General features: G+C 62.1%; 30 protein-coding genes. 14 read left to right on the forward strand and 16 right to left on the reverse strand.

Annotation, left to right across the window (positions count from 1 at the left end):
- Positions 1 to 3 precede the first annotated feature (3 nt).
- From NKH43_RS04305 to NKH43_RS04315, 3 genes are all read right to left on the reverse strand, one after another.
- Entirely contained in the window at positions 4 to 669 is a 666-nt protein-coding gene (locus tag NKH43_RS04305) for a response regulator transcription factor (protein ID WP_023718390.1), read from the reverse strand.
- Between the two features lie 64 nt (positions 670 to 733).
- On the reverse strand, positions 734 to 1,033 hold the full coding sequence (locus tag NKH43_RS04310; RefSeq protein WP_352588748.1) for a hypothetical protein: 300 nt from the start codon (positions 1,031 to 1,033) through the stop codon (positions 734 to 736).
- 398 nt (positions 1,034 to 1,431) lie between these two features.
- Complete coding sequence (locus NKH43_RS04315) at positions 1,432 to 1,842, reverse strand: DUF3168 domain-containing protein (RefSeq protein ID WP_023718393.1); 411 nt, start codon at positions 1,840 to 1,842, stop codon at positions 1,432 to 1,434.
- A gap of 266 nt (positions 1,843 to 2,108) precedes the next feature.
- Between NKH43_RS04315 and NKH43_RS04320 the strand changes: the two genes are divergently transcribed.
- Together NKH43_RS04320 and NKH43_RS04325 are read left to right on the forward strand one after the other, a co-directional pair.
- The gene (locus NKH43_RS04320; RefSeq protein ID WP_352588751.1) at positions 2,109 to 2,324 is read left to right on the forward strand and encodes a hypothetical protein; all 216 of its coding nucleotides are present in this window, start codon (positions 2,109 to 2,111) and stop codon (positions 2,322 to 2,324) included.
- A gap of 44 nt (positions 2,325 to 2,368) precedes the next feature.
- Positions 2,369 to 2,593 carry a hypothetical protein gene (locus tag NKH43_RS04325; RefSeq protein ID WP_031193831.1) on the forward strand — a complete coding sequence of 75 codons (225 nt, stop codon included), beginning with the start codon at positions 2,369 to 2,371 and terminating at the stop codon, positions 2,591 to 2,593.
- On the opposite strand, the gene NKH43_RS04330 is transcribed toward NKH43_RS04325, so the two are convergent.
- Together NKH43_RS04330 and NKH43_RS04335 are read right to left on the reverse strand one after the other, a co-directional pair.
- On the reverse strand, positions 2,590 to 2,856 hold the full coding sequence (locus NKH43_RS04330; RefSeq protein WP_023718394.1) for a DUF1488 family protein: 267 nt from the start codon (positions 2,854 to 2,856) through the stop codon (positions 2,590 to 2,592). The two genes, NKH43_RS04325 and NKH43_RS04330, sit on opposite strands and share 4 nt — an antisense overlap.
- Positions 2,853 to 3,125, reverse strand: a complete 273-nt coding sequence (locus NKH43_RS04335; protein ID WP_023718395.1) for a hypothetical protein — start codon at positions 3,123 to 3,125, stop codon at positions 2,853 to 2,855. The genes NKH43_RS04330 and NKH43_RS04335 overlap by 4 nt, the downstream gene beginning before the upstream one ends.
- A 243-nt stretch (positions 3,126 to 3,368) precedes the next feature.
- Here NKH43_RS04335 and NKH43_RS04340 point away from each other — a divergent pair, with 243 nt between their 5' ends.
- The 6 genes from NKH43_RS04340 to NKH43_RS04365 all read left to right on the forward strand — a co-directional run bounded on the left by NKH43_RS04340 (position 3,369) and on the right by NKH43_RS04365 (position 9,666).
- Complete coding sequence (locus NKH43_RS04340; protein ID WP_352588754.1) at positions 3,369 to 3,707, forward strand: co-chaperone GroES; 339 nt, start codon at positions 3,369 to 3,371, stop codon at positions 3,705 to 3,707.
- A 102-nt stretch (positions 3,708 to 3,809) separates the two neighbouring features.
- Positions 3,810 to 5,429 (forward strand): chaperonin GroEL, encoded by a 1,620-nt coding sequence (gene groL / locus NKH43_RS04345; protein ID WP_352788997.1) that lies wholly within the window; start codon positions 3,810 to 3,812, stop codon positions 5,427 to 5,429.
- 82 nt (positions 5,430 to 5,511) lie between these two features.
- Positions 5,512 to 5,673 (forward strand): hypothetical protein, encoded by a 162-nt coding sequence (locus NKH43_RS04350; protein WP_023718397.1) that lies wholly within the window; start codon positions 5,512 to 5,514, stop codon positions 5,671 to 5,673.
- A 610-nt stretch (positions 5,674 to 6,283) separates the two neighbouring features.
- Positions 6,284 to 8,443: a transglycosylase domain-containing protein gene (locus tag NKH43_RS04355; protein ID WP_352856766.1), complete on the forward strand. Its 2,160-nt coding sequence runs from the start codon at positions 6,284 to 6,286 to the stop codon at positions 8,441 to 8,443.
- 97 nt (positions 8,444 to 8,540) lie between these two features.
- On the forward strand, positions 8,541 to 9,125 hold the full coding sequence (locus tag NKH43_RS04360; protein ID WP_023718400.1) for a DUF1214 domain-containing protein: 585 nt from the start codon (positions 8,541 to 8,543) through the stop codon (positions 9,123 to 9,125).
- Positions 9,118 to 9,666 (forward strand): DUF1254 domain-containing protein, encoded by a 549-nt coding sequence (locus NKH43_RS04365; protein WP_023718401.1) that lies wholly within the window; start codon positions 9,118 to 9,120, stop codon positions 9,664 to 9,666. Before NKH43_RS04360 ends, NKH43_RS04365 begins: the two co-directional genes overlap by 8 nt.
- 14 nt (positions 9,667 to 9,680) lie before the next feature.
- On the opposite strand, the gene NKH43_RS04370 is transcribed toward NKH43_RS04365, so the two are convergent.
- Entirely contained in the window at positions 9,681 to 9,872 is a 192-nt protein-coding gene (locus NKH43_RS04370) for a hypothetical protein (RefSeq protein WP_031193791.1), read from the reverse strand.
- Positions 9,873 to 10,059: 187 nt separating this feature from the next.
- On the opposite strand from NKH43_RS04370, the gene NKH43_RS04375 reads away from it, so the two are divergent.
- Positions 10,060 to 11,067, forward strand: a complete 1,008-nt coding sequence (locus tag NKH43_RS04375; protein WP_352856768.1) for a DUF2336 domain-containing protein — start codon at positions 10,060 to 10,062, stop codon at positions 11,065 to 11,067.
- A 10-nt stretch (positions 11,068 to 11,077) separates the two neighbouring features.
- Here the strand turns inward: NKH43_RS04375 and NKH43_RS04380 are convergent, their stop codons facing one another.
- The 3 genes from NKH43_RS04380 to NKH43_RS04390 all read right to left on the reverse strand — a co-directional run bounded on the left by NKH43_RS04380 (position 11,078) and on the right by NKH43_RS04390 (position 14,007).
- Complete coding sequence (locus NKH43_RS04380) at positions 11,078 to 11,425, reverse strand: DUF1491 family protein (protein WP_352856770.1); 348 nt, start codon at positions 11,423 to 11,425, stop codon at positions 11,078 to 11,080.
- Between the two features lie 94 nt (positions 11,426 to 11,519).
- Positions 11,520 to 12,287 (reverse strand): peptidoglycan-binding domain-containing protein, encoded by a 768-nt coding sequence (locus NKH43_RS04385; RefSeq protein ID WP_023718404.1) that lies wholly within the window; start codon positions 12,285 to 12,287, stop codon positions 11,520 to 11,522.
- Entirely contained in the window at positions 12,262 to 14,007 is a 1,746-nt protein-coding gene (locus tag NKH43_RS04390; RefSeq protein ID WP_352856856.1) for an ATP-binding protein, read from the reverse strand. Before NKH43_RS04390 ends, NKH43_RS04385 begins: the two co-directional genes overlap by 26 nt.
- A gap of 519 nt (positions 14,008 to 14,526) precedes the next feature.
- Here NKH43_RS04390 and NKH43_RS04395 point away from each other — a divergent pair.
- Both NKH43_RS04395 and NKH43_RS04400 read left to right on the forward strand, forming a co-directional pair.
- The gene (locus tag NKH43_RS04395) at positions 14,527 to 14,892 is read left to right on the forward strand and encodes a DUF5330 domain-containing protein (protein ID WP_352856858.1); all 366 of its coding nucleotides are present in this window, start codon (positions 14,527 to 14,529) and stop codon (positions 14,890 to 14,892) included.
- Positions 14,893 to 15,005: 113 nt separating this feature from the next.
- Positions 15,006 to 15,434, forward strand: a complete 429-nt coding sequence (locus NKH43_RS04400) for a SufE family protein (protein WP_023718407.1) — start codon at positions 15,006 to 15,008, stop codon at positions 15,432 to 15,434.
- A 113-nt stretch (positions 15,435 to 15,547) separates the two neighbouring features.
- Here NKH43_RS04400 and NKH43_RS04405 read toward each other — a convergent pair whose 3' ends face one another.
- The 3 genes from NKH43_RS04405 to NKH43_RS04415 all read right to left on the reverse strand — a co-directional run bounded on the left by NKH43_RS04405 (position 15,548) and on the right by NKH43_RS04415 (position 16,757).
- Complete coding sequence (locus NKH43_RS04405) at positions 15,548 to 15,973, reverse strand: Ros/MucR family transcriptional regulator (RefSeq protein ID WP_023677844.1); 426 nt, start codon at positions 15,971 to 15,973, stop codon at positions 15,548 to 15,550.
- Between the two features lie 413 nt (positions 15,974 to 16,386).
- Positions 16,387 to 16,521 carry a hypothetical protein gene (locus NKH43_RS04410; RefSeq protein WP_352856771.1) on the reverse strand — a complete coding sequence of 45 codons (135 nt, stop codon included), beginning with the start codon at positions 16,519 to 16,521 and terminating at the stop codon, positions 16,387 to 16,389.
- 11 nt (positions 16,522 to 16,532) lie between these two features.
- Positions 16,533 to 16,757, reverse strand: a complete 225-nt coding sequence (locus NKH43_RS04415; protein ID WP_352856772.1) for a hypothetical protein — start codon at positions 16,755 to 16,757, stop codon at positions 16,533 to 16,535.
- A gap of 115 nt (positions 16,758 to 16,872) precedes the next feature.
- Between NKH43_RS04415 and NKH43_RS04420 the strand changes: the two genes are divergently transcribed.
- From NKH43_RS04420 to NKH43_RS04430, 3 genes are all read left to right on the forward strand, one after another.
- Positions 16,873 to 18,984 (forward strand): S9 family peptidase, encoded by a 2,112-nt coding sequence (locus NKH43_RS04420; protein WP_352856774.1) that lies wholly within the window; start codon positions 16,873 to 16,875, stop codon positions 18,982 to 18,984.
- Positions 18,985 to 19,063: 79 nt separating this feature from the next.
- Positions 19,064 to 19,690 carry a LysE family translocator gene (locus NKH43_RS04425; RefSeq protein ID WP_352848204.1) on the forward strand — a complete coding sequence of 209 codons (627 nt, stop codon included), beginning with the start codon at positions 19,064 to 19,066 and terminating at the stop codon, positions 19,688 to 19,690.
- Positions 19,691 to 19,832: 142 nt separating this feature from the next.
- Complete coding sequence (locus NKH43_RS04430; protein WP_023718410.1) at positions 19,833 to 20,216, forward strand: SET domain-containing protein; 384 nt, start codon at positions 19,833 to 19,835, stop codon at positions 20,214 to 20,216.
- Between the two features lie 12 nt (positions 20,217 to 20,228).
- Here the strand turns inward: NKH43_RS04430 and NKH43_RS04435 are convergent, their stop codons facing one another.
- The 4 genes from NKH43_RS04435 to NKH43_RS04450 all read right to left on the reverse strand — a co-directional run bounded on the left by NKH43_RS04435 (position 20,229) and on the right by NKH43_RS04450 (position 23,390).
- Positions 20,229 to 21,179 (reverse strand): cytochrome c, encoded by a 951-nt coding sequence (locus tag NKH43_RS04435; protein ID WP_352856776.1) that lies wholly within the window; start codon positions 21,177 to 21,179, stop codon positions 20,229 to 20,231.
- Positions 21,180 to 21,188: 9 nt separating this feature from the next.
- The gene (locus NKH43_RS04440) at positions 21,189 to 21,632 is read right to left on the reverse strand and encodes a c-type cytochrome (RefSeq protein ID WP_352856778.1); all 444 of its coding nucleotides are present in this window, start codon (positions 21,630 to 21,632) and stop codon (positions 21,189 to 21,191) included.
- A gap of 174 nt (positions 21,633 to 21,806) precedes the next feature.
- Positions 21,807 to 22,403, reverse strand: a complete 597-nt coding sequence (locus NKH43_RS04445; RefSeq protein WP_023718413.1) for a superoxide dismutase — start codon at positions 22,401 to 22,403, stop codon at positions 21,807 to 21,809.
- A gap of 108 nt (positions 22,404 to 22,511) precedes the next feature.
- Positions 22,512 to 23,390, reverse strand: a complete 879-nt coding sequence (locus tag NKH43_RS04450; RefSeq protein WP_023718414.1) for a branched-chain amino acid aminotransferase — start codon at positions 23,388 to 23,390, stop codon at positions 22,512 to 22,514.
- Positions 23,391 to 23,430: the final 40 nt, after the last annotated feature.

Consider the following 23,430-nt stretch of genomic DNA (forward strand, 5'->3'; position numbering starts at 1 on the left):
GCGTTACGCCTCCGGCTTACGCATGCGGTAGCCCATGCCGCGAACGGTTTCGATCATGTCGATGCCCATCTTCTTGCGAAGCCTTCCGACGAAGACCTCGATCGTATTGGAATCGCGGTCGAAATCCTGATCGTAGAGATGCTCGACCAGTTCGGTCCGGGACACGACCTCGCCCATATGGTGCATCAAATAGGCAAGCAGGCGGAATTCATGCGATGTCAGCTTCAGCGGTACACCATCGACGTCGGCCTTGGAGGCCTTGGTGTCGAGGCGCAGCGGTCCGCAGGTCAGCTCCGACGAGGCATGCCCGGCGGCACGCCGGATCAAGGCCCGCACCCTGGCCAGGATTTCCTCGATGTGGAAAGGTTTGGTGACGTAGTCGTCGGCGCCTGCGTCGATACCGGCAACCTTGTCGCTCCAGCGGTCGCGTGCCGTCAGGATCAGCACCGGCATCTTGCGGCCGCCACGGCGCCAGCGCTCGACCACGCTGATGCCGTCCATCTGCGGCAGGCCGATGTCGAGCACGACGGCATCGTAGGGCTCGGTGTCGCCGAGAAAGTGCCCTTCCTCGCCGTCGAAAGCGCGATCGACGACATAGCCGGCATCGACCAGCGCGTCGCCGATCTGCCGGTTGAGATCCTTGTCATCTTCGACGACGAGTACGCGCATGCGGGAGGCCTGTTGAAGCTGTTCAGATATAGGCCGATTCCGGCAGACTGGGAAACGGCACGGTTCAGTTCAGCGGAACGACGATCTCCGAGCGACGCGGACGCTGCCCTTCTTTGCCCGGAACCAGCACGACGATGACGCAGACCGGCTGGCCGCCGCGTGTCGACTGCGAGGCCTTGGCCAGGGTGCCGCCATTCTGCTCGGCCACCTGCTGGCCGATCGCATAGCAGTCGGAGGCGGCGAGGACGACCGGCTGGGGCTGCTCGGGCACGACAACGGGGATCGCCATCGCCTGCGACGCAAGCAGACCGGCGGCTGAGAGCGCCAGTGCCGCGGTCCGGAAGTGGGAGCGAAGGATGTTCATGGTCAGCGTTCTAACGCGCCGGTGCTGAACGTGATATGAACGGTGAACGCTCGAATGCATGCCCGCCACACCCCTGAAGCGCGAGATTACCGGATTGCCATTTCGCCGCCCGTCTCGCGAAATCGCCAAAGTTTAACCTAGCCCTCCGATCGTTCGCCGACAACCGGCATCATTTGGCGGAGAAGGCAATCGCTTCAGGTGTGCGCCGACTTCGACAATCGATCCGGGACAATCGATCCGGCAACCGAAGGCAGGTTCAGGCGAACCGACCTGAAACAAAAAAACCCGCTCGGCGGCGGGTCGTTGGCGCCAATCAGCACCATAGTGAAATTAGTAGCATAGCTGCCGGCACAAAGCAAGAACAAAATTGCCCGATTCTTACAGAAAGTGGCCGGCGGTCAGCCCTCATCCTCGATCATGGCGCGGAAACGCAGCAGCCCGTGGTGGGCCGAAAGGTCCTCGTCGTAGCGGGCTTCGGCGAATTCGAGCTTGAGATAGGCGCGGCGATGTTCGCCAAGCGAGAGTGCCGCATCTCGCAAGCGGGCGCTGACCAGGTCCATGATGTCGAGCGTTTCCTTGCTGGCCTCGGACTTCGACCAGACATGCAGCGTCAGCAACTGCTCGGCGTTGTTCTCCGTGCCCGTAGCCCAGTCGTAAACGCTGGTGCGGCCGAAGGTCATGTGGGGAAACGCAACATTTTCCGGCGCACGGTCGAACAATCTTGCGTCGCCCAGTGCCGCCGATAAATCGGGATCGCCATTCACTGCCTCGAATATGGCCTTCTGCAATTCGACGGGTGGCGCGGTCATTGTCTTTCCCCTCGCCCGTCGCGTCGACCTCCCTGCTGCGTAGCTGCGTTGCATGGCGGCATCCCGGCAAAGCGCGAATCAGCGCGTCTCATACGGATTATGAACCTTCATGATCTCGGGAATAAGCCCTGCTACTGGAACCCGCGACGCCGCGGCCTTTCGCGTCACGGACGCCCTTGAGGGTGACGCGAATTCATTTGGCGTGCAGGGCGTTCGAAGAACGATGCTATGAAGATTCTGGTTTCCAAACATTCGAGGTCGTTTTCGTGCGCGAGCCATCGCTGCTGCCTGTTTTCGGAAAGCTTGGGGTCAGGGCGCGGCCGGTCGCGATTGCGGCGCCGACCATGTCGATGACCATCAAGAATTTGGTCAACCGCACTCGGGAGCTGCTCTCGGCGCACGGTAGCCTGGCCCTGAAGCTGTTCGTCGTTTTGTGGACGGTGCTTATCCTGGCGGCAATATTCTTCGTCGCCCAAGCCTGACCGCGCGACATTCATCGATCGGGCGGAAACTAAAGGATGCCAAGATGGCAAACCGCTACGCGCTGCGTATGGAACGTCCTCACAGCTGGACCGTCTTCTACGTCTTCACCGGCCAGCCTGTCGAGCTCAAGCAGCAATCCATGGTCGGCATGAACACGTGCGATGCGCACGCGATGGTCGATCGGCTGAACAGTCGTGACATCGCGGCGGATGCAGGCGGACCGGAAGCCCCGAGAAAGCGTCTTGTGGACGGATCGCGACGGATCTAGCGAAAATCGGCCGCAGTCAGCACATATATGCTCCTGCGGGTGCGGGCATAGGCATTCCTGGCGACATCGTGGATCGAGCTGGAAGCCGTGTCGAAGGCCGCCAGATAGGTAGCTTCCGAGGCCGCCGTTCCCGGCTGCACTTTGGAGATGGCATCGGTTGCGACAGAGAAGGAAATCTGGAACATGCCGTCATGGCCGACGAAGCGGATGCGTTTGCTTGCCTCGTCGTAGCTGCGGCTGGGATTGGGAAATGTCAGGCTCATGATTTGGCCTCCGTCGATGCGGATACGGCCTGCTTGACTGTCCGCGCCGCCCGCTTCTTCTTTGGGGCGACCGGATTCAGAGCTGCCGCCGCGCGATCCGCCTCTTCCTTGGCCAGTCGCAATTCCCTCAGTCTTGCCGTTTTGATCGCCCTGGCCTTGGCCTCCGAGAGATATTCGGCAGTTGCCTTGTTCCGCTCCGCCGTTTTCTTTTGATTTTCCATGAAGCGAGCCTGAGCTTTTTCCATGATGTTCTGATTGCCTTCGGCCATCGGTAAAATCTCCCTTGCAGCGAAAGTCGTGAGTGTGAACTTCACCATAAAATAGGTGTTCAAAGACAGAAATTCAATTTCATTAATATTCGGCAATGCCCGAACACCAAGGGATAGCCAGGCAAAATAATTCATTCAATATTTGACATACCCCATGAATATTTTTTGGCACTCCTATCAATCGAGTGCCAAGGCGCCTATAGAGAGGGGCGGCCGCCTAAGCCGGCCCCAGAAAGAGTCCCCATGAAATTCCGGCCACTCCACGATCGCGTCGTCATTCGGCGCGCCGAAAGCGACACCAAATCCAAGGGCGGCATCATCATCCCCGACAATGCCAAGGAAAAACCGCAGGAAGGCGAAGTGATCGCCGTCGGGCCGGGCGCGCGGGACGAAAGCGGCGCGCTGATGGCGCTCGACGTCAAGGCCGGCGACCTCATCCTGTTCGGCAAATGGTCCGGCACCGAGGTCAAGATAGACGGCGAGGACCTTCTGATCATGAAGGAGGCCGACATCATGGGCATCATCGAGAAGAGCGAGATGGGCATCATCGACAAAACCGTGGCTGCCAAGAAGGCCGCCTGACTGGAATGCCGCGCGCCCTGCCGGGCGCGCAAAGGATGCTCCAAGCTTTGATTCAGGCGCGCTGCAAGCGTCTTGCCACAACCAACCGAACTGGAAAAAATCATGTCTGCCAAAGAAATCAAATTTTCCACCGACGCGCGTGACCGCATGCTGCGCGGTGTCGAAATCCTCAACAACGCCGTCAAGGTGACGCTCGGCCCTAAGGGCCGCAACGTCATCATCGACAAGGCCTATGGCGCGCCGCGCATCACCAAGGACGGGGTGACTGTGGCCAAGGAAATCGAACTTTCCGACAAGTTCGAGAACATGGGCGCACAGATGGTGCGCGAAGTGGCCTCGAAGACCAACGACCTCGCCGGCGACGGCACCACCACCGCCACGGTGCTTGCCGCTTCCATCCTGCGCGAGGGCGCCAAATTCGTTGCCGCCGGCATGAACCCGATGGACCTCAAGCGCGGCATCGACCTTGCCGTCACCGCCGTCGTCAAGGAAATCCAGGCTCGAGCCAAGAAGGTCAAGTCCTCAGGCGAGATCGCGCAGGTCGGCACCATTGCCGCCAATGGCGACACCAGCGTCGGTGCCATGATCGCCAAGGCGATGGACAAGGTCGGCAATGACGGCGTCATCACCGTTGAGGAGGCCAAGACCGCCGAAACCGAACTCGACGTCGTCGAAGGCATGCAGTTCGACCGTGGCTATCTCTCGCCCTATTTCGTCACCAATGCCGAGAAGATGCGCGCCGAGCTGGAAGACCCTTACGTGCTCATCCACGAAAAGAAGCTCGGCAATCTGCAGGCGCTGCTGCCCATCCTCGAAGCCGTGGTGCAAAGCGGCAGGCCGCTGTTGATCATCTCCGAGGACGTCGAGGGCGAAGCGCTGGCGACGCTGGTCGTCAACAAGCTGCGCGGCGGCCTCAAGGTCGCGGCCGTCAAGGCGCCTGGCTTCGGTGACCGCCGCAAGGCGATGCTGGAAGACATCGCCGTGCTCACCGCCGGACAGATGATTTCCGAGGATCTCGGCATCAAGCTGGAGAACATCACCATAGACATGCTCGGCCGCGCCAAGCGCGTGCTGATCGAGAAGGACACCACCACGATCATCGACGGCGCCGGCGAGAAGGCCACCATCCAGGCGCGCGTCCAGCAGATCAAGGGGCAGATCGAGGAAACCACTTCCGACTACGACAAGGAGAAGCTGCAGGAACGTCTCGCCAAGCTGGCGGGCGGCGTTGCCGTCATCCGCGTCGGCGGCGCCACCGAATCCGAGGTCAAGGAAAAGAAGGACCGCATCGACGATGCGCTGAACGCCACCCGCGCGGCCGTCGAGGAAGGCATCGTTCCCGGCGGCGGCGTCGCGTTGCTGCGCGCCAAGGCTGTGCTGAACGGGCTGACCGGAGCCAATGCCGATGTAACGGCGGGCATTTCGATCGTGTCGAGAGCGCTCGAAGCGCCGATCCGGCAGATCGCCGAGAATTCCGGCGTCGAAGGTTCGATTGTCGTCGGCAAACTCGCCGACAGCAAGGACCACAATCAGGGCTTCGATGCCCAGAACGAGGTCTATGTCGACATGATCAAGGCCGGCATCGTCGACCCCGCGAAGGTGGTGCGGACGGCGCTGCAGGACGCGGGCTCGATTGCGGCGCTACTGATCACTGCTGAGGCCATGATCACAGACGTTTCAGCCAAGGAAGCCGCTGCTTCGCCCGGCGGCATGGGCTATTGACCAGCCGCTGCCGGAAACAAGCCTGAAAGACAGCCGCCGGGGGATATTCCCCGGCGCGCGCCATCGGCAAGGAGATCGATCCATGATCGCATTCGTCCCGAAGCCAAATGCAGCCACGAAGACCAAAGTGGCAGAGGAAAGCCGCTTCGATCGCATTCGCAGGCTTGCCGACAAGCACAGGAAAGCCGACGCCGGCACGATAGGCCGCGACCCGAAAAAGATCGCGGACAAGCGTCCCATGTGACGATTGCCAATCCTCGGCACCCCGCGCAAGCGCGGCACCAGACCCTTATCGCGTCTCGTCGCTGATCAGCGCCAGCTGAATGCGATTCTTGCCCGAACGCACAAGCGCCGTCAGTGCCTGCATGGTGCGGTCAAGCTTATCTCCGAGCGGCGGCAACTGGGGCCGCTACTTGGCGGCGTCATCGTACCGTTGGTTCTGCGCCATGAGGTGGTGGACCACGAGGTGAAGGAAAGCCTGATCGTTCAATCCAGGCTCGACTGGACCATCGTGGAGCCGCCCAGGTTGAGCAATGGAGCGGCAACGGGCGAATTCCGCACGGCAAACGGCATCCGGTCGGCGTCGCTGCTGCCGACGCTGGCGCGTGCCGACCTTCATGCTCGCCCAACTCGACGGCACCACCTACTCGCGCAGGGCAGCCAACATCCTGCGCTGACGCCTCGCGGGAGCCGTCTTCCCCTCGACGAACCGCCCGCTATATCTTCATCGCCCTTACCTTCATCGCCCTTGTCGGCAGCACCAAAATGGACGAATAGTCTTGCAAGGCGCGCCGCCCTGAAATTGCCGGCATGCGGTTTCTCAGTTGGCGGCATCGCCGCAGCCGGATCCTGGAATGGCCAGTCCTTTGGAACCACGCAAGAGAAGAGGTCCGATCGCGGCAAGGCTGCTGGCGGTGGATGCGTGGATCGATTCCTCGGTCTACGAAATCGGCTTCAGGGCGCGTCAGTTCTGGGAAGCGGCGACCATCTTCTCGCGGCGTTTCCGCGTCGGCGGCTGGCGCCGCGGCATGATCGAACTGTTGAGTGAAGGGTTTACGCTCGGTGCCGGCGGCATCGTCGTGCTTTTGGCGCTGGCCTTGCCGGCCTTTCAGATAACCGCCGGCGACTGGCGCACGCAGGGCGACTTCGCCGTCACCTTCCTCGACCGCTACGGCAACGAGATCGGCCAGCGCGGCATTATCCAGCGCGATTCGGTGCCGGTCGACGAGATGCCCGACCATGTCATCAAGGCGGTGCTGGCCACCGAGGACCGGCGCTTCTTCGACCATTACGGCATCGACGTGCTCGGCCTGTCGCGGGCGATATTCGAGAACGTACGGGCGAATTCTGTCGTCCAGGGCGGCTCGAGCATCACCCAGCAGCTGGCCAAGAACCTGTTCCTGACCAATGAGCGGACATTCGAGCGCAAGATCAAGGAAGCCTTCCTGTCGCTATGGCTCGAAGCCAATCTGTCGAAGAAGGAAATCCTGCAGCTTTACCTCGACCGCGCCTATATGGGCGGCGGCACCTTCGGCATCGAGGCGGCGGCAGATTTCTATTTCGGCAAGAGCGTCAAGGACCTGAACCTTGCCGAGGCGGCGATGCTGGCCGGCCTGTTCAAGGCACCGACCAAATATGCGCCGCACATAAACCTGCCCGCCGCCCGGGCGCGCGCCAATGTCGTGCTGTCCAACCTGGTCGATTCCGGCTTCATGACCGAGGGCCAGGTGCTGCAGGCAAGATTACACCCGGCCGAAATCGTTGATCGCGGCGAGCAGAAAAGCCCCGACTACTATCTCGATTGGGCCTTCGAAGAGGTCAAGAAAATCGCCGCCAAAAGCGGCCAGCACTCGCTCGTCGCCCACACCACCTTCGACGCCAACATCCAAAAGGCGGCCGAAGAATCTATGGAATTCCACCTCCGCCAGTTCGGCAAGGAATACAACGTCACCGAGGGCGCGATCGTCGTCATCGAGACCAATGGCGCGGTCAGGGCGATCGTCGGCGGCCGCGACTACGGCGCCAGCCAGTTCAACCGCGCCACCAAGGCACTTCGCCAGACCGGCTCCTCTTTCAAACCTTATGTCTATGCAACGGCGATGGAGCATGGCTTCACGCCGGATTCGGTGGTTTCCGGCGGACCGATCTCCTGGGGCAGCTGGTCGCCCCACAATTACAATGGCGGGTCGGCCGGCAACGTCACGCTGATCACAGCGATGGCCAAATCGATCAACACCGTGCCCGTGCGGCTTGCCAAGGATTATCTCGGTATCAAGCCGATCAAGGCGATGGCCGAGGCGATGGGCGTCGAGTCACCGCTGGAATCACACAAGACCATGGTGCTCGGCACATCGGGCATGACCGTGATGGACCAGGCGACGGGCTACAGCGTGTTCGCCCAGAACGGCTTTGCCGGAACCCGGCATGGCGTCAGCCAACTCTTCACCCGCACCGGCGAGGTTGTCTACGACTTCGCCAAGGATGCGGCGCCGCCGCACCGGGTGCTGTCGGAGCAGGCGCTCAAATACATGAACATCATGCTGGCAGCGGTTCCGGTGATCGGCACGGCCCGGCGCGCGGCCCTTCCAAACATCGTTATCGCCGGCAAGACCGGCACGACCCAGTCCTATCGTGATGCCTGGTTTGTCGGCTTTACCGGCAACTACACGGCCGCCGTCTGGCTCGGCAATGACGACTTCACCGCGACCAACAAGATGACCGGCGGCACGCTGCCGGCCATGGTGTGGCAGCGCCTGATGCTCTATGCGCACCAGAATATCGACCTCAGACCGATCCCCGGCCTCGATCACCCCTTCGTCGATGCCGAAATCGCTGCCAAGGCCGAGGAAGCGGAAAAGAAGAGCGCCGAACAGGCAGCAGCCGATGCCGCCGCCGAGCGTCCGCCGGTGCTGTCCAGCCGGACCACCCAGACCCTGAAGGAACTCACCAAGCTGTTCCAGGCGGCACCCGTGCTCGACGCGCCCGCTGCACCGGAGACCCTCTCGGCGCTCTGAGCGGTCAATTCCACAGGGCCGCTTGCCACAAGCCCCCGCACCGCGATATCCCGAGCGACAGTCTTTCAGTCCCCGGCCTTCGGTTCCCCGGCTCCTCATGCTCAAGAATGCCTTCCTGACACTGCTTTCGCTTGCCATCGCCGTCGTCGGCGGTGGCGGCAGCGTCTGGTATGCACTGAAGCTGCAGGACGGCGTCGGCGCCATCAGGATCGGCCAATGGACCGCCTTCCCCGATATCGGCACGCCGACGGCGGATCCTTATTCGAAGGCCCGCGTGGCGCGCGAAGGCGTGCTGGCGCTCGGACAGGCGGAAGGACTGTCCTTCATCGCCGAGCGCGATTCCGGCGGCGAGCAACTCAAGCGGCAATGTGCCTACAAGATTGCGGGCGGCTTTCCCACCGCCCGGTTCTGGACCCTCTATGCCGCAGATCGGTCGCTTGGCGTGATCGAGACCGGCAAGCCGAGGCTGGCTGCGCTGCAGTCCTATCAAGTGCTGCGCGAGGCCGACAATTCGGTGATCATTTCCGTCGGCAGCCGCCCGGCGCCCGACAACTGGCTGCTGACCAGCGGCGCCGGCGGGATGTACTTCGTGCTCACGTTCTATGACACGCCGATCGCCAGCAGCACCGGCCTCTCGGACGTCACGCTGCCGCAGATCCAGAAGGTCGGCTGCAATGCGTAGCCTGCTGCATGCCGTGCTGCTCGGCCTGCTTGGCGGTGGCATCGTGCACATCATCGTGCTGCTGCTCGTCCCCGAGTTTTCCGAACGCGACGCCTGGTCGCGATTGGCCATGGCTTCGGATCTCTACAAGATGACCAGGCTCGACGCGGAAGCCGGCGGCGCGCCGGTGGTGAAATCGGTCGATCCGCTGTTTTATGCGGCGGCTTGCCGCTTCGACCTTGCCGAGGGGATGGTGCGGGTCAAGGCGCCGGGAAAGGTGCCGTTCTGGTCGATATCGGTCTATGACCGCGGCGGCCACAACATCTACTCGTTCAACGACCGCAGCGCGACCGCAGGCGTGCTCGACACCGTGGTGCTGACGCCGGCGCAGATGATCGAGGTCCGCAAGAATCTTCCCGCGGAACTGCAAGGGGCGATCTTCGTCGAAGCGCCGATAGCGGAAGGCATGTTCGTCATCCGCTCGTTCGTGCCCGACGACAGCTGGAAGCCGATCGTCTCGCGGTTTCTCGAACAGAGTTCCTGCGAACTGCAGGATTTTTAACCCACTTCCGATGCTCAGTGATGCGGTACCGGCAATGTCCCCGAAGGTCCCGGCTTATCGGGGCCGACCGGCCGCGTCTCGCCGGTCAGCGGCCGCTGCTCGTAGCGGACCCCGGGAAAGATGATCACCGCCGCCGGCGTTCCCGCGGTTTGCTGTGCTCGATTGGTTGCCGCCGTTCGCGGCACGAAAGACAGTACCATGCCCATGGTTCGCGTATTCCTCTCGGTTGCCCCGGAGCACAACGCAACGCCTCCATAGTCGATTAAGGAGGCAGTAGGTTAACGGAGCGCTAACGGATCGCCGCTAAATTGATCTTTGTTCTTGGGAAACGCGAAACCGGTACAGCCCGGCAGAGCGCAGTCCAGATCGTGTCGAGTGTCGGGCGTATCCTTCGTGTCAGCTTCGGATTTCAGGCAAATCGCAGCAGGAGCTGAATCGGGAAAGGCCGAAAGGCTGTTCCGCGCCGCCGTGTCGGCGTTCTGTTCGCTCACCCGACCTTCGCGCCGCGAGATCGCGCAGCTCGAAGACCTGACGCTGCCGCTTTTCGACAATGTCTCGGTCGAATCGCGCCGCTACGTCGCGGCAGCCCTTTCCGAATGCGAATATGCACCCGCCGCACTGGTGCGGCGGCTTTGTCAGGAGCGGGTCGACATCGCCGCCCCGCTGCTCATCCGCTCGCGTGCCCTCAGTGACGTCGACCTCATCGCGCTGATCGGGCGTCACGGCCTGCCGCATGCCCGTGCCATTGCCCGCCGCAAGGATCTCAATCAAACGATCGCGGATCTCATCAAAGTGCTCGAAAGGCCGACGCTGGTGCGGTTGCAGCAGCCCGAAGCGACTGCCAATGCCGCGTCCGAAAACGCCGAAGTGGTTGCGGGCGATGCCAACAGGCAAGAGGCTTCCGATGCCGCCGAAACAGTACGCCGCCGGTTGCGATCCATGATGCGCGCCGAGAGCGGCACCGCTATCGGTCCGTTCGTCGAGCCGCAAACCTATGTCAAGCTGCGCGAGACCGCGCTGACCGGCAATGCGGCATTCTTCCAGACAGCGCTCGCCGATGCGCTCGAAGTCGATTTTTCAACGGCGCGGACGCTCACCGCGAGCCACAATTACACACCGCTGCTGGCCGCCTTGCGCGCGCTCGACCTTAGCGAAGACAAGGCGTTCCTGATCACGGCCGCCATCTATCCGACCGAGTTCCCCCACCCGCAGGCGATCCGCATCTTCCTCGACCGCTACCGCCTGCTACACCGCGACGCGGCGTTGGACAGGCTCCGCGGCTGGAAGGCCGACACCGTGTCGAAAATCGTTCGCAGGCCTGGGCGCGTCGCCGCAAACGCCGACCTGCGCAAGCCGAACAGCGCCGATGTTGCCGCTATCCCAAAGGCGCGTCGCGTCTGAAGGCTTGCCGTTACGGCGACTTGACCGAGATAAGCTCCTCGACGGGAATGGCGCCCGCCTCGACCTCGACCACCCAGATATCAGGATCGAATTTCTTCTCGCGCTCCAGCCGCGCGTCGAAGATGGCAGCATCGCCGCCTTCGCCGAGACGGGTGAAAAAACGGTCGTCCGGCCTGGCCGAATCGTAGCTCGTCTGCGGCGCCGGCCCGAATAGCGCCATCTCCCCCAGCCTGCCACGCGCCAGCACGAAAACCGCGCCGGCTTCCGTGGCGCCGCGCTTGGCCACGGCGGCAAAGCCGCCGGCGCTGAAAACCCGACGCAACAACGCCGATACCCACAGATCGGTGGTTACCCGCATGGAGAATTCCTGGCCATGCGGCGGTCCTTACAGCATTGGCCGGAAGACTGTAACCGGTCTTTGCCGAGCGACCGGCGTGCGGCCGTCACGACCCTCAGTTGGTCAGGCCGATCTCGCGCATCTTGACGTAGACGATCTCGTCGGGCTCGCCGGTCTCGGGCAGGCCGAAAAGCGCCTGGAATTCCTTGATCGCGGCCTTGGTGCGTGCGCCGACGACGCCGTCCAATTGCATGTCGTCATTGCCGAAAGCTTTCAGTCCGGCCTGGATCTTGACGATGCGGGGATCAGGTGCCGCCGCATTTGCCGGTGCGGACGCTGGAATGGCGGCTGGAACAGCGGCCGTTTCGACCGGCCGCGGCACGGGATGCGGCACCACGGCCGCGGTCGTCGGCGTGGCACCCAGTTGATCCAGCAGAATGCTGTCGATCTCGCCGGAGGCATTCAATCCGACCTTCTGCTGATAGGCCTGGATGGCCTTGCGCGTATTCGGTCCGGGAATGCCGTCGACGGTGCCGGAATAGAAATCGAGATCCTTCAATATGCCCTGGACCTGCTCGACGACCGGGTCGCTCTTGATCGGCGCAGCCGCCGGACGCACGATGTTGATGGTGGTTTCGGGCTCGTCGCTGTCCGCCCGGGGAAAGCGCTCGATGCTCCTGGTGACGAAAAACGCGCCGGCGTGCGGAAAGGGCTGGTACCAAAGAGCGTTCGCCGAGACGTAGAACAGCGTCACCAGGAATGCGGTGGAGCCGCCGACCACAACTGGGTTGCGCGAGATCAGGCTGCCCAGAGCCATCGCTCCGTGCTCGAAGGCATTGCCGCGGCGTTTGACCGCCTTAGGCTGTTTTGCGGAGCGACCCATTGCTCTCCCCTTTGCCACCGTCCGCTCTGGCTTTGGCCGCGGACATCGGCACCACGCCGGTCTTGTCCGCCGAGTGGCCCGTCGGGCCGTTCACGGGAAGGCTGATCGTTACCGTGGTGCCCTCGCCCGGCATGCTTTCGATCGACATGGTGCCGTCGTGCAGCGCCACCAGCCCCTTCACCAGCGAAAGCCCGAGCCCGGTGCCTTCGAACCGGCGGGTATAGTCGTTCTGTATCTGCATGAACGGCTTGCCGAGATTGGCAAAATCTTCCTCGGCGATGCCAATGCCGGTGTCCCGGACCCAGAAATGCAGCCGCGAGCCGATCCGCTTGGCGCCGATGGCGACGTTGCCGCCTTCGGGCGTGAACTTGATCGCGTTGGAGACGAGATTGATCAGGATCTGCTGCACGGCGCGACGGTCGGCATTTATTTCGCCTGCGTCCGGCGCGATCTGGGCCTGCAGATCAATGGCTTTTGCCTCGGCTTGCAGGCGCATCATCGACTGGCACATCTCGACCGCTTCGCGGAAGCGGAACGGTTCCGGTTCGGTCGCATAGGCGCCCGATTCGATCCGCGATACGTCGAGTATCGAGGTGACGACGGCAAGCAGGTGCTGGCCCGAATCCCGTACCAAGCCGACATATTCCTTCTGGCGCGGATCCTTGAAGGTGCCGAACATCTCGTGCAGCAGCATGTCCGAAAAACCGATGATGGCATTGAGCGGGGTGCGCAGCTCGTGGCTGACGACGGCAAGGAAGCGTCCTTTCGCCACCTCGGCCGAGGCAGCCGCTTCATTGGCGGCGGCAAGCTCCTGGCGCAGTCCGGCCAGTTCATCATTCTCGCGCAGAACGAGCGTGAAGACAGTCTCCTGCCCCGGCGCGCGCATCATCTCGAGCGAGAACGGCCGGTAATTGTCGGCCGTCACGCCGCTGTTCTGCGGCAGCCGGACGCGAAGGTCGAGCCGGCGCGACAGGGCGCCATCGCGCATATCGGCCAGCGCGCTGAGATACGGGACGCGGTCGGACAGATGGATGCGATCGAAAAGCCCGGCGCCGAAAAGCAACTCCGGCGGCAGCCTCAGCATCGTGCGCGCCTTGGTCGAGGCGTCCAGAACCTCGCCATGCGCCGCTATTCGCAGCACGACAGCGTCGATCAGGTCTTCGAGCCGGTCGCTGCCGGCAGGATCGAGCTGTGCGTTGGCGGCGCCACGAAGTGGAGCGACACGCGGAAAGAGCGTGAGCGCCCAGGCCAGTGGTACCAGCCAGTGCCATGCGGCGATTTCGGTCTGGCCGAGCGGCAAGACGGAACCGGCGAAAGGCTGCAGCAAGACTGCGACAAGGGCCGATATGGCGCCCCAGATCACGGCACGGCGCGACTGGCCGATCCACCAGGCTTCAAACGGCAGCGCCACCGCAAGCACGGCAACCGGCGAGGCCACACCGCCGGCGGCAGCGACAAGGGCACCCAGGGCAACACTGCTCACGACCAAGGCTAGTTGGCCGGCCAGGGTGATCTTACCCGATGCAGCCACCAGCAGGGCGGCGAACCAGCAAAGGCCGAACGCGGCAAAGATCGCAGCCACAGTCACGGCCGCGCCCATGCCCGACGTGACCAGCGTCACCGCTGCACCTGCGCTGAAGAACGGAGCCGCCAGCATGACGCCAATGAACCGGCTGTGGCGGCGGCGGTCGTCCTGGACGAGGACGGACGGATGAACCATCCGTTCGCAACCGGCGGCTATCGCGCCCGGCAACTCGGCGTATCTGGCCTTGATCGCACTCAACTCAACGCACCCGGTCGTGAACGGCCCTGCTTTGCAGGTGGCTTTTGTCGATCCGAAACTCGCATCCAGCGTTTAAGGAATGGATAAGGCTGGGCCGATCGTCCCCTGGCCGGCTGCAAATATCGGGATACCGGCGGCGAAAAACCGGGGCAATTGCCGCCATAGTAAACGGAGCGTTATCCGGACCGCCCGCGCCTGGATCTGCGGCCGAGGCCGCCAAACTGTCGCCGGTTCAAAAAATGAGCAGGAAAAACAACAGGTTGGATGGTTACCCTTTGCTGAATAAAATCTAAGTCGTTCGAGGCAAATGAATTTCAAAACGCTTCGTTTCGAATCTGCCTAAAATTTGAGGAAAACTGTTGCTTTCGGGACAAGCCGTCCTTTGCGCGTCCGTGCCAATATCGCCGTACAGGGGTCGTGCGGTTCGGATGCATGACCGTCATAAAGGACAGACAGATGGGCTTTCTGATAAGAGCTGCTTTCTGGTTTTCGCTGGTGCTTCTGGCGCTGCCGCTGGGTGTCGGCTCCGATGATGCGGGCCGTGAAAGCGTCGGACCGCTCCAGGCGCTGTTTGCCGCGCGCGAAGCCGTCGGCGACATCGCCGGCATCTGCGAGCGCAAGCCGGACGTGTGCGAGACCGGCAAATCGGCAATGCACACCATCACCGCCCGCGCAAAGGAGACCGCCAAGATCGCGGCCGCCATGCTGGACGACAAGGCCGCTGAACCCGATACGGTGACCACCGGCAGCGTGCCCGAGGAAATCGTCTTGCCGGCGAAAGTCGATTTGCCGGCGAAAGTGCACTTGCCGGCAAAGAACTGAGACTGTTTCGGCCGAATCCATCGCTAAACCGCAGGGCGCCCCGCTCTCGGCGCCTGCGGCGTTTCTCCTCTTTTTCCGTGACGCGGCCGCGCCGGATGACTATATCCGGGGAAATGACCACGACGATCCAGACCATCCGCGACGACTTTTCCCTGCTCGACGAGTGGGAAGACCGCTATCGCTATGTGATTGAACTGGGTGAAGCGCTGCCGCCATTTCCCGACGAGCAACGCATACAAGCCAACAAGGTGCCCGGCTGCGTCAGCCAGGTCTGGCTGACCACCGAGCAAGGCGAGGGTGCCAATCCCGTTATCACCTTCAAGGGCGATTCCGACGCCCATATCGTGCGCGGCCTGGTTGCCATCATGCTGGCGCTGTTTTCGGGACGGCCCGCCAGCGAAATCCAGAGGACCGACGCAGAGGCAACGCTAAAGGCACTCGGACTTGACGAGCACCTGTCGCCGCAGCGCGCCAATGGTCTTCGCTCGATGGTCAAGCGTATCAAGCGTGACGCCGAGGCAGCACTGAAGCAGACCGCCTGACCGGACGGCAATTACCAGCAGTATGAAGAACTGGCGGCCCGAGCTTGGTCTCCCCACAATACAAAACGGCGCCCGAAGGCGCCGCTTGAGTGTCAAACCGGAAGAGCCGCTTGTCAGCGTCCCTTGCGCTTGCGACCGAGACCCATCTTCTTGGCGAGCTGCGAACGGGCGGCCGCATAATTGGGCGCAACCATCGGATAGCTCGGGTCCAGGTTCCACTTTTCGCGATACTGGTCGGGCGTCAGATCATAGTGGGTCATCAAGTGACGCTTGAGCGACTTGAACTTCTTACCGTCTTCGAGACAGATGATGTAGTCGTCATGCACCGAACGCTTCGGATTTACCGCCGGCTTCTGCTTGTCGGCAGGCGGCTGCTCGGCGGCCCCGCCGACGCGCCCGAGAGCGGCATGGACATCGGCGATGAGGTTCGGCAATTCGCCGACCGGCACGGGATTGTTGCTGACATAGGCGGCCACCACATCGGCGGTGAGCTCGATCAGCGCGTCACTGTTTCTGGAAGGTGTTTCGGTAATATCCATGGCGTTCAGGCCCCAACGAGAATTGTTTCTGTTTGCGCCCGTTTCGATAGTTGGGCATCGCGCGAACTTGTGCAGGAAAAAGCCTCCGCGATTCGCGTCGCGGCATCTTAATGGGCCTGAGCGTCAAGTAAGTCAATTCGCTTCTTGCGCTCTATTCAGCGATACAAGTCAAATCTTTCATATTCAGCTTCACTCTTTCGTGCAGAGTGTAACTTTGCCGTTTTTTCTGGTCAGACCAGCATCGACTGACGCCGCGGCAACGAGCCATTACACAGACGGTGGCAGGTAAATAGAGCTCAATGCTTGATCCTGCCGGCAGCATTACAGCCTGGCCGATCGGCGGATTCAGTAAAATCATAGGTTGCGAAGCGTTACTGTTGCTCGTGAGCCGTCGGCCGGAACGGCGTGCTGCGTCACTGAAACGGGGTGATGTATTTTCCGTAGACCCAGCCCGTGACGAACTGGCCGTTCTGTGCCGGATCGTGCCAGACTTCGCACCAGCGATGGCGGATCTTCTGTTTCTGCTGCCAGTAGGTCTGCATGGTCATGTCGAGCAGGTTTATCCGGCCGGTGCATTGCCGGTCATCTGCAGAACCGTCCCGTTGGGATAGGCGGCCTGCTTCTGCGAAGTTCCTGAAGGATATTTGCGCACATTGAGTGTGTCGCCGAACGGCACATTGGCCACTTGCCAAGCCGCGAAGGCAGTTGCATGAGATTGACCGCCATTGGCCAGGGTCATCGCAGCGACGGCGAGGGCCGCGGCAGTCCGAGAAAAAATATTCATTGTCCTCTCCTCCAGCCCGTGCTCTCGAGCCCCCACGACAATAGATCGTAGCCCTTGAACCCGCGCTGATCGGCGTGTTCATTCGCCATTCAAGTAACTTCCACAGCGAGACGCAATGACCAGAACCTCAGTGTTTCCGACCGCCACCCCACCGCAGCCGGAGAAGCGGCCGATCTTCGACACGCATCACGGCATGACGCGGACGGACGACTATGCCTGGCTGAGGGCCGTGAATTGGCAAGAGATGTTCAGGGATCCGTCCCTGCTCGACGGCCAGATCCGCGCCCACCTCGAAGCCGAGAATGCTTACCAGGCCGCGCTGATGGCCGATACGGTCCAGCTGCAGAAGCAGCTTTTCGCGGAAATGAAGGGACGTATCAAGGAAGACGATTCTTCCGTGCCGATGAAGGACGGGCCCTACGCCTACGGCTCCTCCTTCAAGCTTGGCGGCCAGCAGCCGCGTTATTTCCGTACCTCGCGCGACGGCGGCGACAAGCAGATCTTGCTCGACGGCGATGCCGAGGCCGAGGGCAAGCCCTATTTCCGCCTGGGCGGCGTCGATCATTCGGACGACCACCGCAAACTGCTCTGGGCCTTCGACGACAAGGGTTCCGAATTCTACACGCTGCGCGTCCGCGATCTCGCCGGCGGCAACGATCTGGCGGACAGGGTCCCGGACACCGGCGGCGGCGGTGTGTGGGATGCCGGCAATGACGGTTTTTTCTACACCCGCCTCGACCCCAACCACCGTCCTTCCAAAGTGCTGTTCCATGCGCTTGGCGATAGTCCTGAAAACGACCGGCTGATCTACGAGGAAACCGATCCGGGCTTCTTCATGGATGTCGGCGGCACACGCTCCAACGAGTGGATCATGATCGGCATCAACGACCATGAGACCTCGGAATATCGCATCATGAACGCCAACGAACCATCCGCAGAGCCGAAGCTGGTTGCGGCACGCCAGACCGGCTTGCAGTACGACCTTGAGGAAGGCGGCGACATCTTCTTCATCCTCACAAATGCCGACGGCGCCAAGGACTTCAAGATCATGACGGCGCCGGCCCATGATCCGGTGCGCGCCAACTGGCAGGAACTGGTGCCGCACGAAGCGGGCCGGCTGATCCTTTCGGTAATCGGCTTCAAGGACCACATGGTCCGGCTGGAGCGCAAGGAAGGCCTGCCACGCATCGTCGTGCGCGATCGCAAGAGCGGCGAAGAGCACCTGATCTCCTTCGACGAGGAAGCCTTCTCGCTCGGCCTGTCCGGCTCCTACGAATACGACACCGAAATCATGCGCTTTTCCTATTCGTCGATGACGACCCCGGCGCAGGTCTTCGATTACAACATGCGCACCCGCGAGCGCGTGCTGCTCAAGACCCAGGAAGTGCCGTCCGGCCATGACCCGGAGCACTATGTCACGCGCCGGCTGATGGCGCCTGCCGCCGACGGCGAACTGGTGCCGATCTCGCTCCTCCATCACCGCGACACGCCGCTCGACGGGTCGGCGCCTTGCCTGCTTTACGGCTACGGCTCTTACGGCATAGCCGTGCCGTCCGCGTTCAACACCAATTTGTTTTCGCTGGTCGACCGCGGCTTTGTCTACGCGATTGCCCATGTCCGCGGCGGCAAGGACAAGGGTTATGGCTGGTACGACGACGGCAAGCGGGCGAACAAGATGAATACGTTCACCGATTTTGTCGCTGCCGCCCACCACCTCGTCGCCGAACGCTATACGCAGCATGACCGCATCGTTGCGCAAGGCGGTTCGGCCGGCGGCATGCTGATGGGCGCGGTCGCCAACATGGCGCCGCAATGCTTCGGCGGCATCGTCGCCGAGGTTCCCTTCGTCGACGTGCTCACCACCATGCTCGACGCCAGCTTGCCGCTGACGCCGCCGGAATGGCCGGAATGGGGCAACCCGATCGCCTCGGCGGAGGATTACCGGACCATCGCTGCCTACTCGCCCTACGACAATATCGCCGCACTCGACTATCCGCCGATCCTGGCGCTGGCCGGCCTGACCGACCCGCGTGTCACCTATTGGGAGCCGGCCAAATGGGTGGCGCGGTTGCGCGACCGCAAGACAGGTGGGAATCCGGTTCTGTTCAAGATCAACATGGATTCAGGCCATGCCGGCGCCTCCGGCCGGTTTTCCAGGCTGGAGGAAATCGCCTTCACCTACGCCTTCGCGCTCAAGGTGACAGGCAAAGCCGAACCAGCCGCGTGAAGTCGGGGGAGAGCGGTCATTGCCTTCCGTTCCAAGACGTGGCTTTCATTCGCGGTGAGAGTTGCGGAGACGCCCACCAATGATCGATCTCACCACATTGATTGCGTATGTCGCGGTTGTGCTTGGCTTTGTCTTCATCCCCGGTCCGGCCACCCTTCTGACCGTGGCGCGGGCTACCAGTTCCGGAACCAGGGTTGGCATCGCGACCGGCGCGGGGATCGCGGCCGGCGACGTGGTTCACACCTTCATGGCGATCGTCGGCATTTCGGCGATCATTGCCACGTCGGCGGCGCTTTTCAGCATCGTGAAATACATCGGCGCAGCCTACCTCATTTATCTCGGCATTCGCGCGATCATCGAGAAAACGCCTGCCTATCCGGCCGCCGGCGCACTTGCGATCCCCGCTGCCAAAGCATTTCGGCAGGCTGTTTTGACCGAGGTTCTCAACCCCAAGACCGCGCTTTTCTTCCTTGCATTTCTGCCGCAGTTCGTGCGGCCTGAAAACGGATCGGTGATGCTTCAACTGGCGACATTGGGCGTGATCTTTGTTCTGTTGGGCCTCATCAGCACGCTGGTTTTCGCCGTGGGTGCGGGCGGCCTCGGTGCATTCCTGCGCCGAAACCCGACGGTGCTGAGATGGCAAGGCAAGGCTGTCGGCGGCATCTATTGCGCCTTGGGCATCCGGCTGGCGCTGCAACAGCGCTAGGACCTCGACAGGCGACGCCGTATGAGGCTTCGGATAATGGGAAGGCACAGCTGATTTTCCGCTCGCAATTGCAAAGGCCGCGCGCTACCCAGTGCGCGGCTTTTCACAGCCGCGCCAACACACAATCACCCAGGGATCTGCCATGTTGCTCGTCGATGTCTATCTCGACAAATCGCCCATCCAGGGCATCGGCGTCTTTGCCAAAAACCACATTGCCCGCGGCACGCTGGTCTGGAAGCTCGACCCGAAATACGACCGGCGCATCGAGGTGGAGACCTACGAGCGGGAAACCGGGCCGGTCAAAACCTATCTCGACCGCTACGCCTATCCGGACCGGCGCGACCCGAATTACATCGTCTTCGAAGCCGACGATGCGCGCTACATGAACCATGCCGACAGCCCGAATTGCGACGTCTCGCAGCCGGAGGAGACCTATGCCTTGCGCGACATTGCGCCCGGCGAGGAAATGACCTGCGACTACAATCACTTCTTCGAAACCGGCTTCGACTTCCTCGGCGACCGCTGACCCAACGGCCCGTCAGCTCGCCGGCTTCTTGCGCGCCGGATAGCCGTTGGGATGCGGCGGCACGGCTTTCAGATAGGCGGCGATCGCCGCGCGGTCCTCCGGGGTCAGCACGGCCATGTTCCGTTGCACGTCGACCATCGCGCCGCCGACCGTATCGAAGTCCGGCGTGAAGCCGGTTTCGAGATAGTTGGCGATGTCGGCTTCCGACCAGTCGGCGATGCCGCCCTCGCCCGACGTGATGTTCGGCACGATGCCGCTGCCTTCCGCGGCCGCGGCGCCTGCCAGCCACTGGCTCTTCCTGGTACCGCCGGTAAGGTCCCGCGGCGTGTGGCATTCGCCGCAATGGCCGGGGCCTTCGACCAAATAGCGGCCGGCCTGCACCGGCTGCGGCGTGCCTTCGGGAAAGGAAACGACCGGCTTGTCGCTCAGATAGAGCAATTTCCACAGACCAAGGCCGCGTCGGACGTTGAAGGGAAACCCCAGCGAATTGGCGGGTGCCTTGCCGGCGACCGCGGGCAAGGTCTTCAGGAACGCATAGAGATCGGCAATGTCGGCCGGCTTCATGCGCGCGTATGAAATATAGGGAAATGCTGGATAAAGATGCTCGCCCGACGGCGACACGCCCTTCAGCATGGCGTTGGCAAAGTCTTCGACCGACCAGGCGCCGATGCCGTCCTTGGTATCCTGCGAGATATTCGGCGGCACGAAGGTGCCGAATGGCGTCTTGAGCTCGAGGCCGCCGACCAGCTGAAGGCGAGCGTCGCCTTGCGAGCCAGGCTTGGCATGACAGGATGTGCAGCCGCCGGCGTAGAAGATGCGCTTGCCCCTGTCAGCGTCACCGGGGCCAAGCTGCGCCAGCGTGGCGGCACCGAGCCTGACCGGAGCCGACAGGAACCAGCCGGCAATCGCGGCGACGCCGCCCAGAACGAGGGCGGCGCCGACGAGTTTCTTCAGCAAGGGCATTGCCCGCTATCAGCCTTTTTTCACCCTGTAGCTTTGATGACAGTTGCCGCAGCCGCCGCCGATGGTGTCGAACTGTGCCTTCAACGCGTCGGCATCCGCAGGTGCCGCGGCGACCGCCGCCTTGACGTCGGCGAGGTACTTGCCTTCAGCCGTCTTGAAGCCGGCCATGTCCTGCCAGATCTTGGGAGACGCCGTGGTGTCGCCGGTGTCGCTGCCCGCCGGGAACAGCGCGTCGACGCCGGCATGGAATTTCTCGGCATTGGCCTGCAGTGCCTGCAACGCCGTCAGCACCGAAGCTGCGTCGTAGGGCGTCTCGCCCTTGACCACTTTCGACAAGCCGGCGGCGATCTTGCCACGTTCCTTCATCAGGGCCTGCCGGTCAGCAACCGGGTCGGCAAATGCCGCCGAACCGGCGAAGGCGAGCATCGAGATGGCGAGGATAAGCTTTCTCATTCACTTGGCTCCATGTTGAAGGCAATTCAGGATGCGGTCCCACCCCGATGACAAACGGGAAGGATGGCTTAAAAATTCCGACGCTTCGCCTCACGCTTGCGTGAAATTTTCGCAACTGTCGTTCTGATGCTGAAAAAGAAAAGCCCCGGTTCTGCCGGGGCTTTCTGGAACGGATCAGGCCTTTTCGTAGAGTTCGAGCACATAGTCCCAGTTGATGAGACTGTCGACGAAGGCTTCGAGATATTTCGGCCGGGCGTTGCGATAATCGATGTAGTAGGAATGTTCCCAGACATCGACGCCAAGGATCGGCGTCGCGCCATGGACGAGCGGGTTCTCGCCATTCGGCGTCTTCGAGATCGCCAGCTTGCCGTCCTTGACCGAGACCCAGGCCCAGCCCGAACCGAACTGGGTGGTGCCGGCGGCGATGAAGTCGGCCTTGAACTTGTCGTAGCCGCCAAGATCGCTGTCGACCGCTTTTTGCAAGGCGCCCGGCAGCTTGTTGCCGCCGCCGCCCTTCTTCATCCATTTCCAGAAATGGATATGATTGTAGTGCTGGGCGGCATTGTTGAAGAGCCCCGCATTCTTGCCGAAGGACTGTTTGACGGCCTCTTCGACCGACAAATCGCCCAGGCCCGCCTCGGCGGCCAGCTTGTTGCCGTTGTCGACGTAGGCCTTGTGGTGCTTGTCGTGATGATATTCCAGCGTTTCCTTGGACATGTAAGGCTGCAAAGCCTCGTAATCATAGGGCAAGGCGGGCAATTCAAAAGCCATCGGTCGTACTCCCTCGTGGAAAAATCCGGTGTCGATACCGGACTAACATAGGACTGGATTGGTCTGGAACAACTCCGGAAACGAAGCGCCGGGCCGCATTTTAGCGGGTCAGCCGGGCGAAGTCGAATGCGCCCATTCCCAATAGAGTTCGCGCGCCTTCTTGGCCACCGGCCCGGGCTGCAGATTGCGATCCTCGATACGGGTGACCGGCACGACTTTCGAGTGGTTTCCGGTCGAGAAGATTTCGTCCGCCTCCAGGAAATCGCGGATCGACAGCGTCTTTTCCGTCGTCGTGAAACCGTACTCGCCAAGCAGGGCCATGGTGCGCGCGCGAGTGATGCCGGACAGGAAGGTGCCGTTCGGCGCCGGCGTCAGGACATGGCCGTCCTTGACCAGGAAAATATTCGAGGTCCCGGTCTCGGCGACATTGCCCAGCATGTCGAGCACGAGCGCATTGTCGAAGCCGCGCATCTTGGCTTCGAGGATGGCCCGGCCGTTGTTGGGATAAAGGCAGCCGGCCTTGGCGTTAGTCGGCATGGTTTCGATTGTCGGGCGGCGGAACGGCGACACCGTCACCGAAAAACCCGCTGGCGAGATCATCGGCGATTCATAGAGGCAAAGGCAGAAACGCGTCGAGGCCGGGTCGGCCGGCACGCCCATATAGCCGCCATGCTCGGCCCAATACATCGGCCTGATGTAGACCGCTGTGTTGCCGTCGAACTTCTTCAGCCCGTCCCAGGTCAGGCCGACGATCTTGTCGGTGCTCATCGTCGGTTTCAGGCCGAGCGCGATCGCCGAGGCGTTCACCCTTGCTGCATGGCGATCGAGGTCGGGAGCGACGCCCTCGAACCAACGGGCGCCGTCGAACACGCTGGTGCCGAGCCACATGGCATGGCTGCGCGGCCCGAGGATGGCGACGTTGCCCTCATACCAGTCGCCGTCGACGAAGGTCCATGTCGCGGATTGCGCCGCAGTCGCCAGTGTCATTGCCAGGTTCCGTTCGATGCTTGTTGCGGCGCATTGGAAG

Origin of the sequence: Mesorhizobium sp. M1163, assembly GCF_040318415.1 — a bacterium.
In the GTDB taxonomy this organism is placed as follows: Bacteria; Pseudomonadota; Alphaproteobacteria; order Rhizobiales; family Rhizobiaceae; genus Mesorhizobium.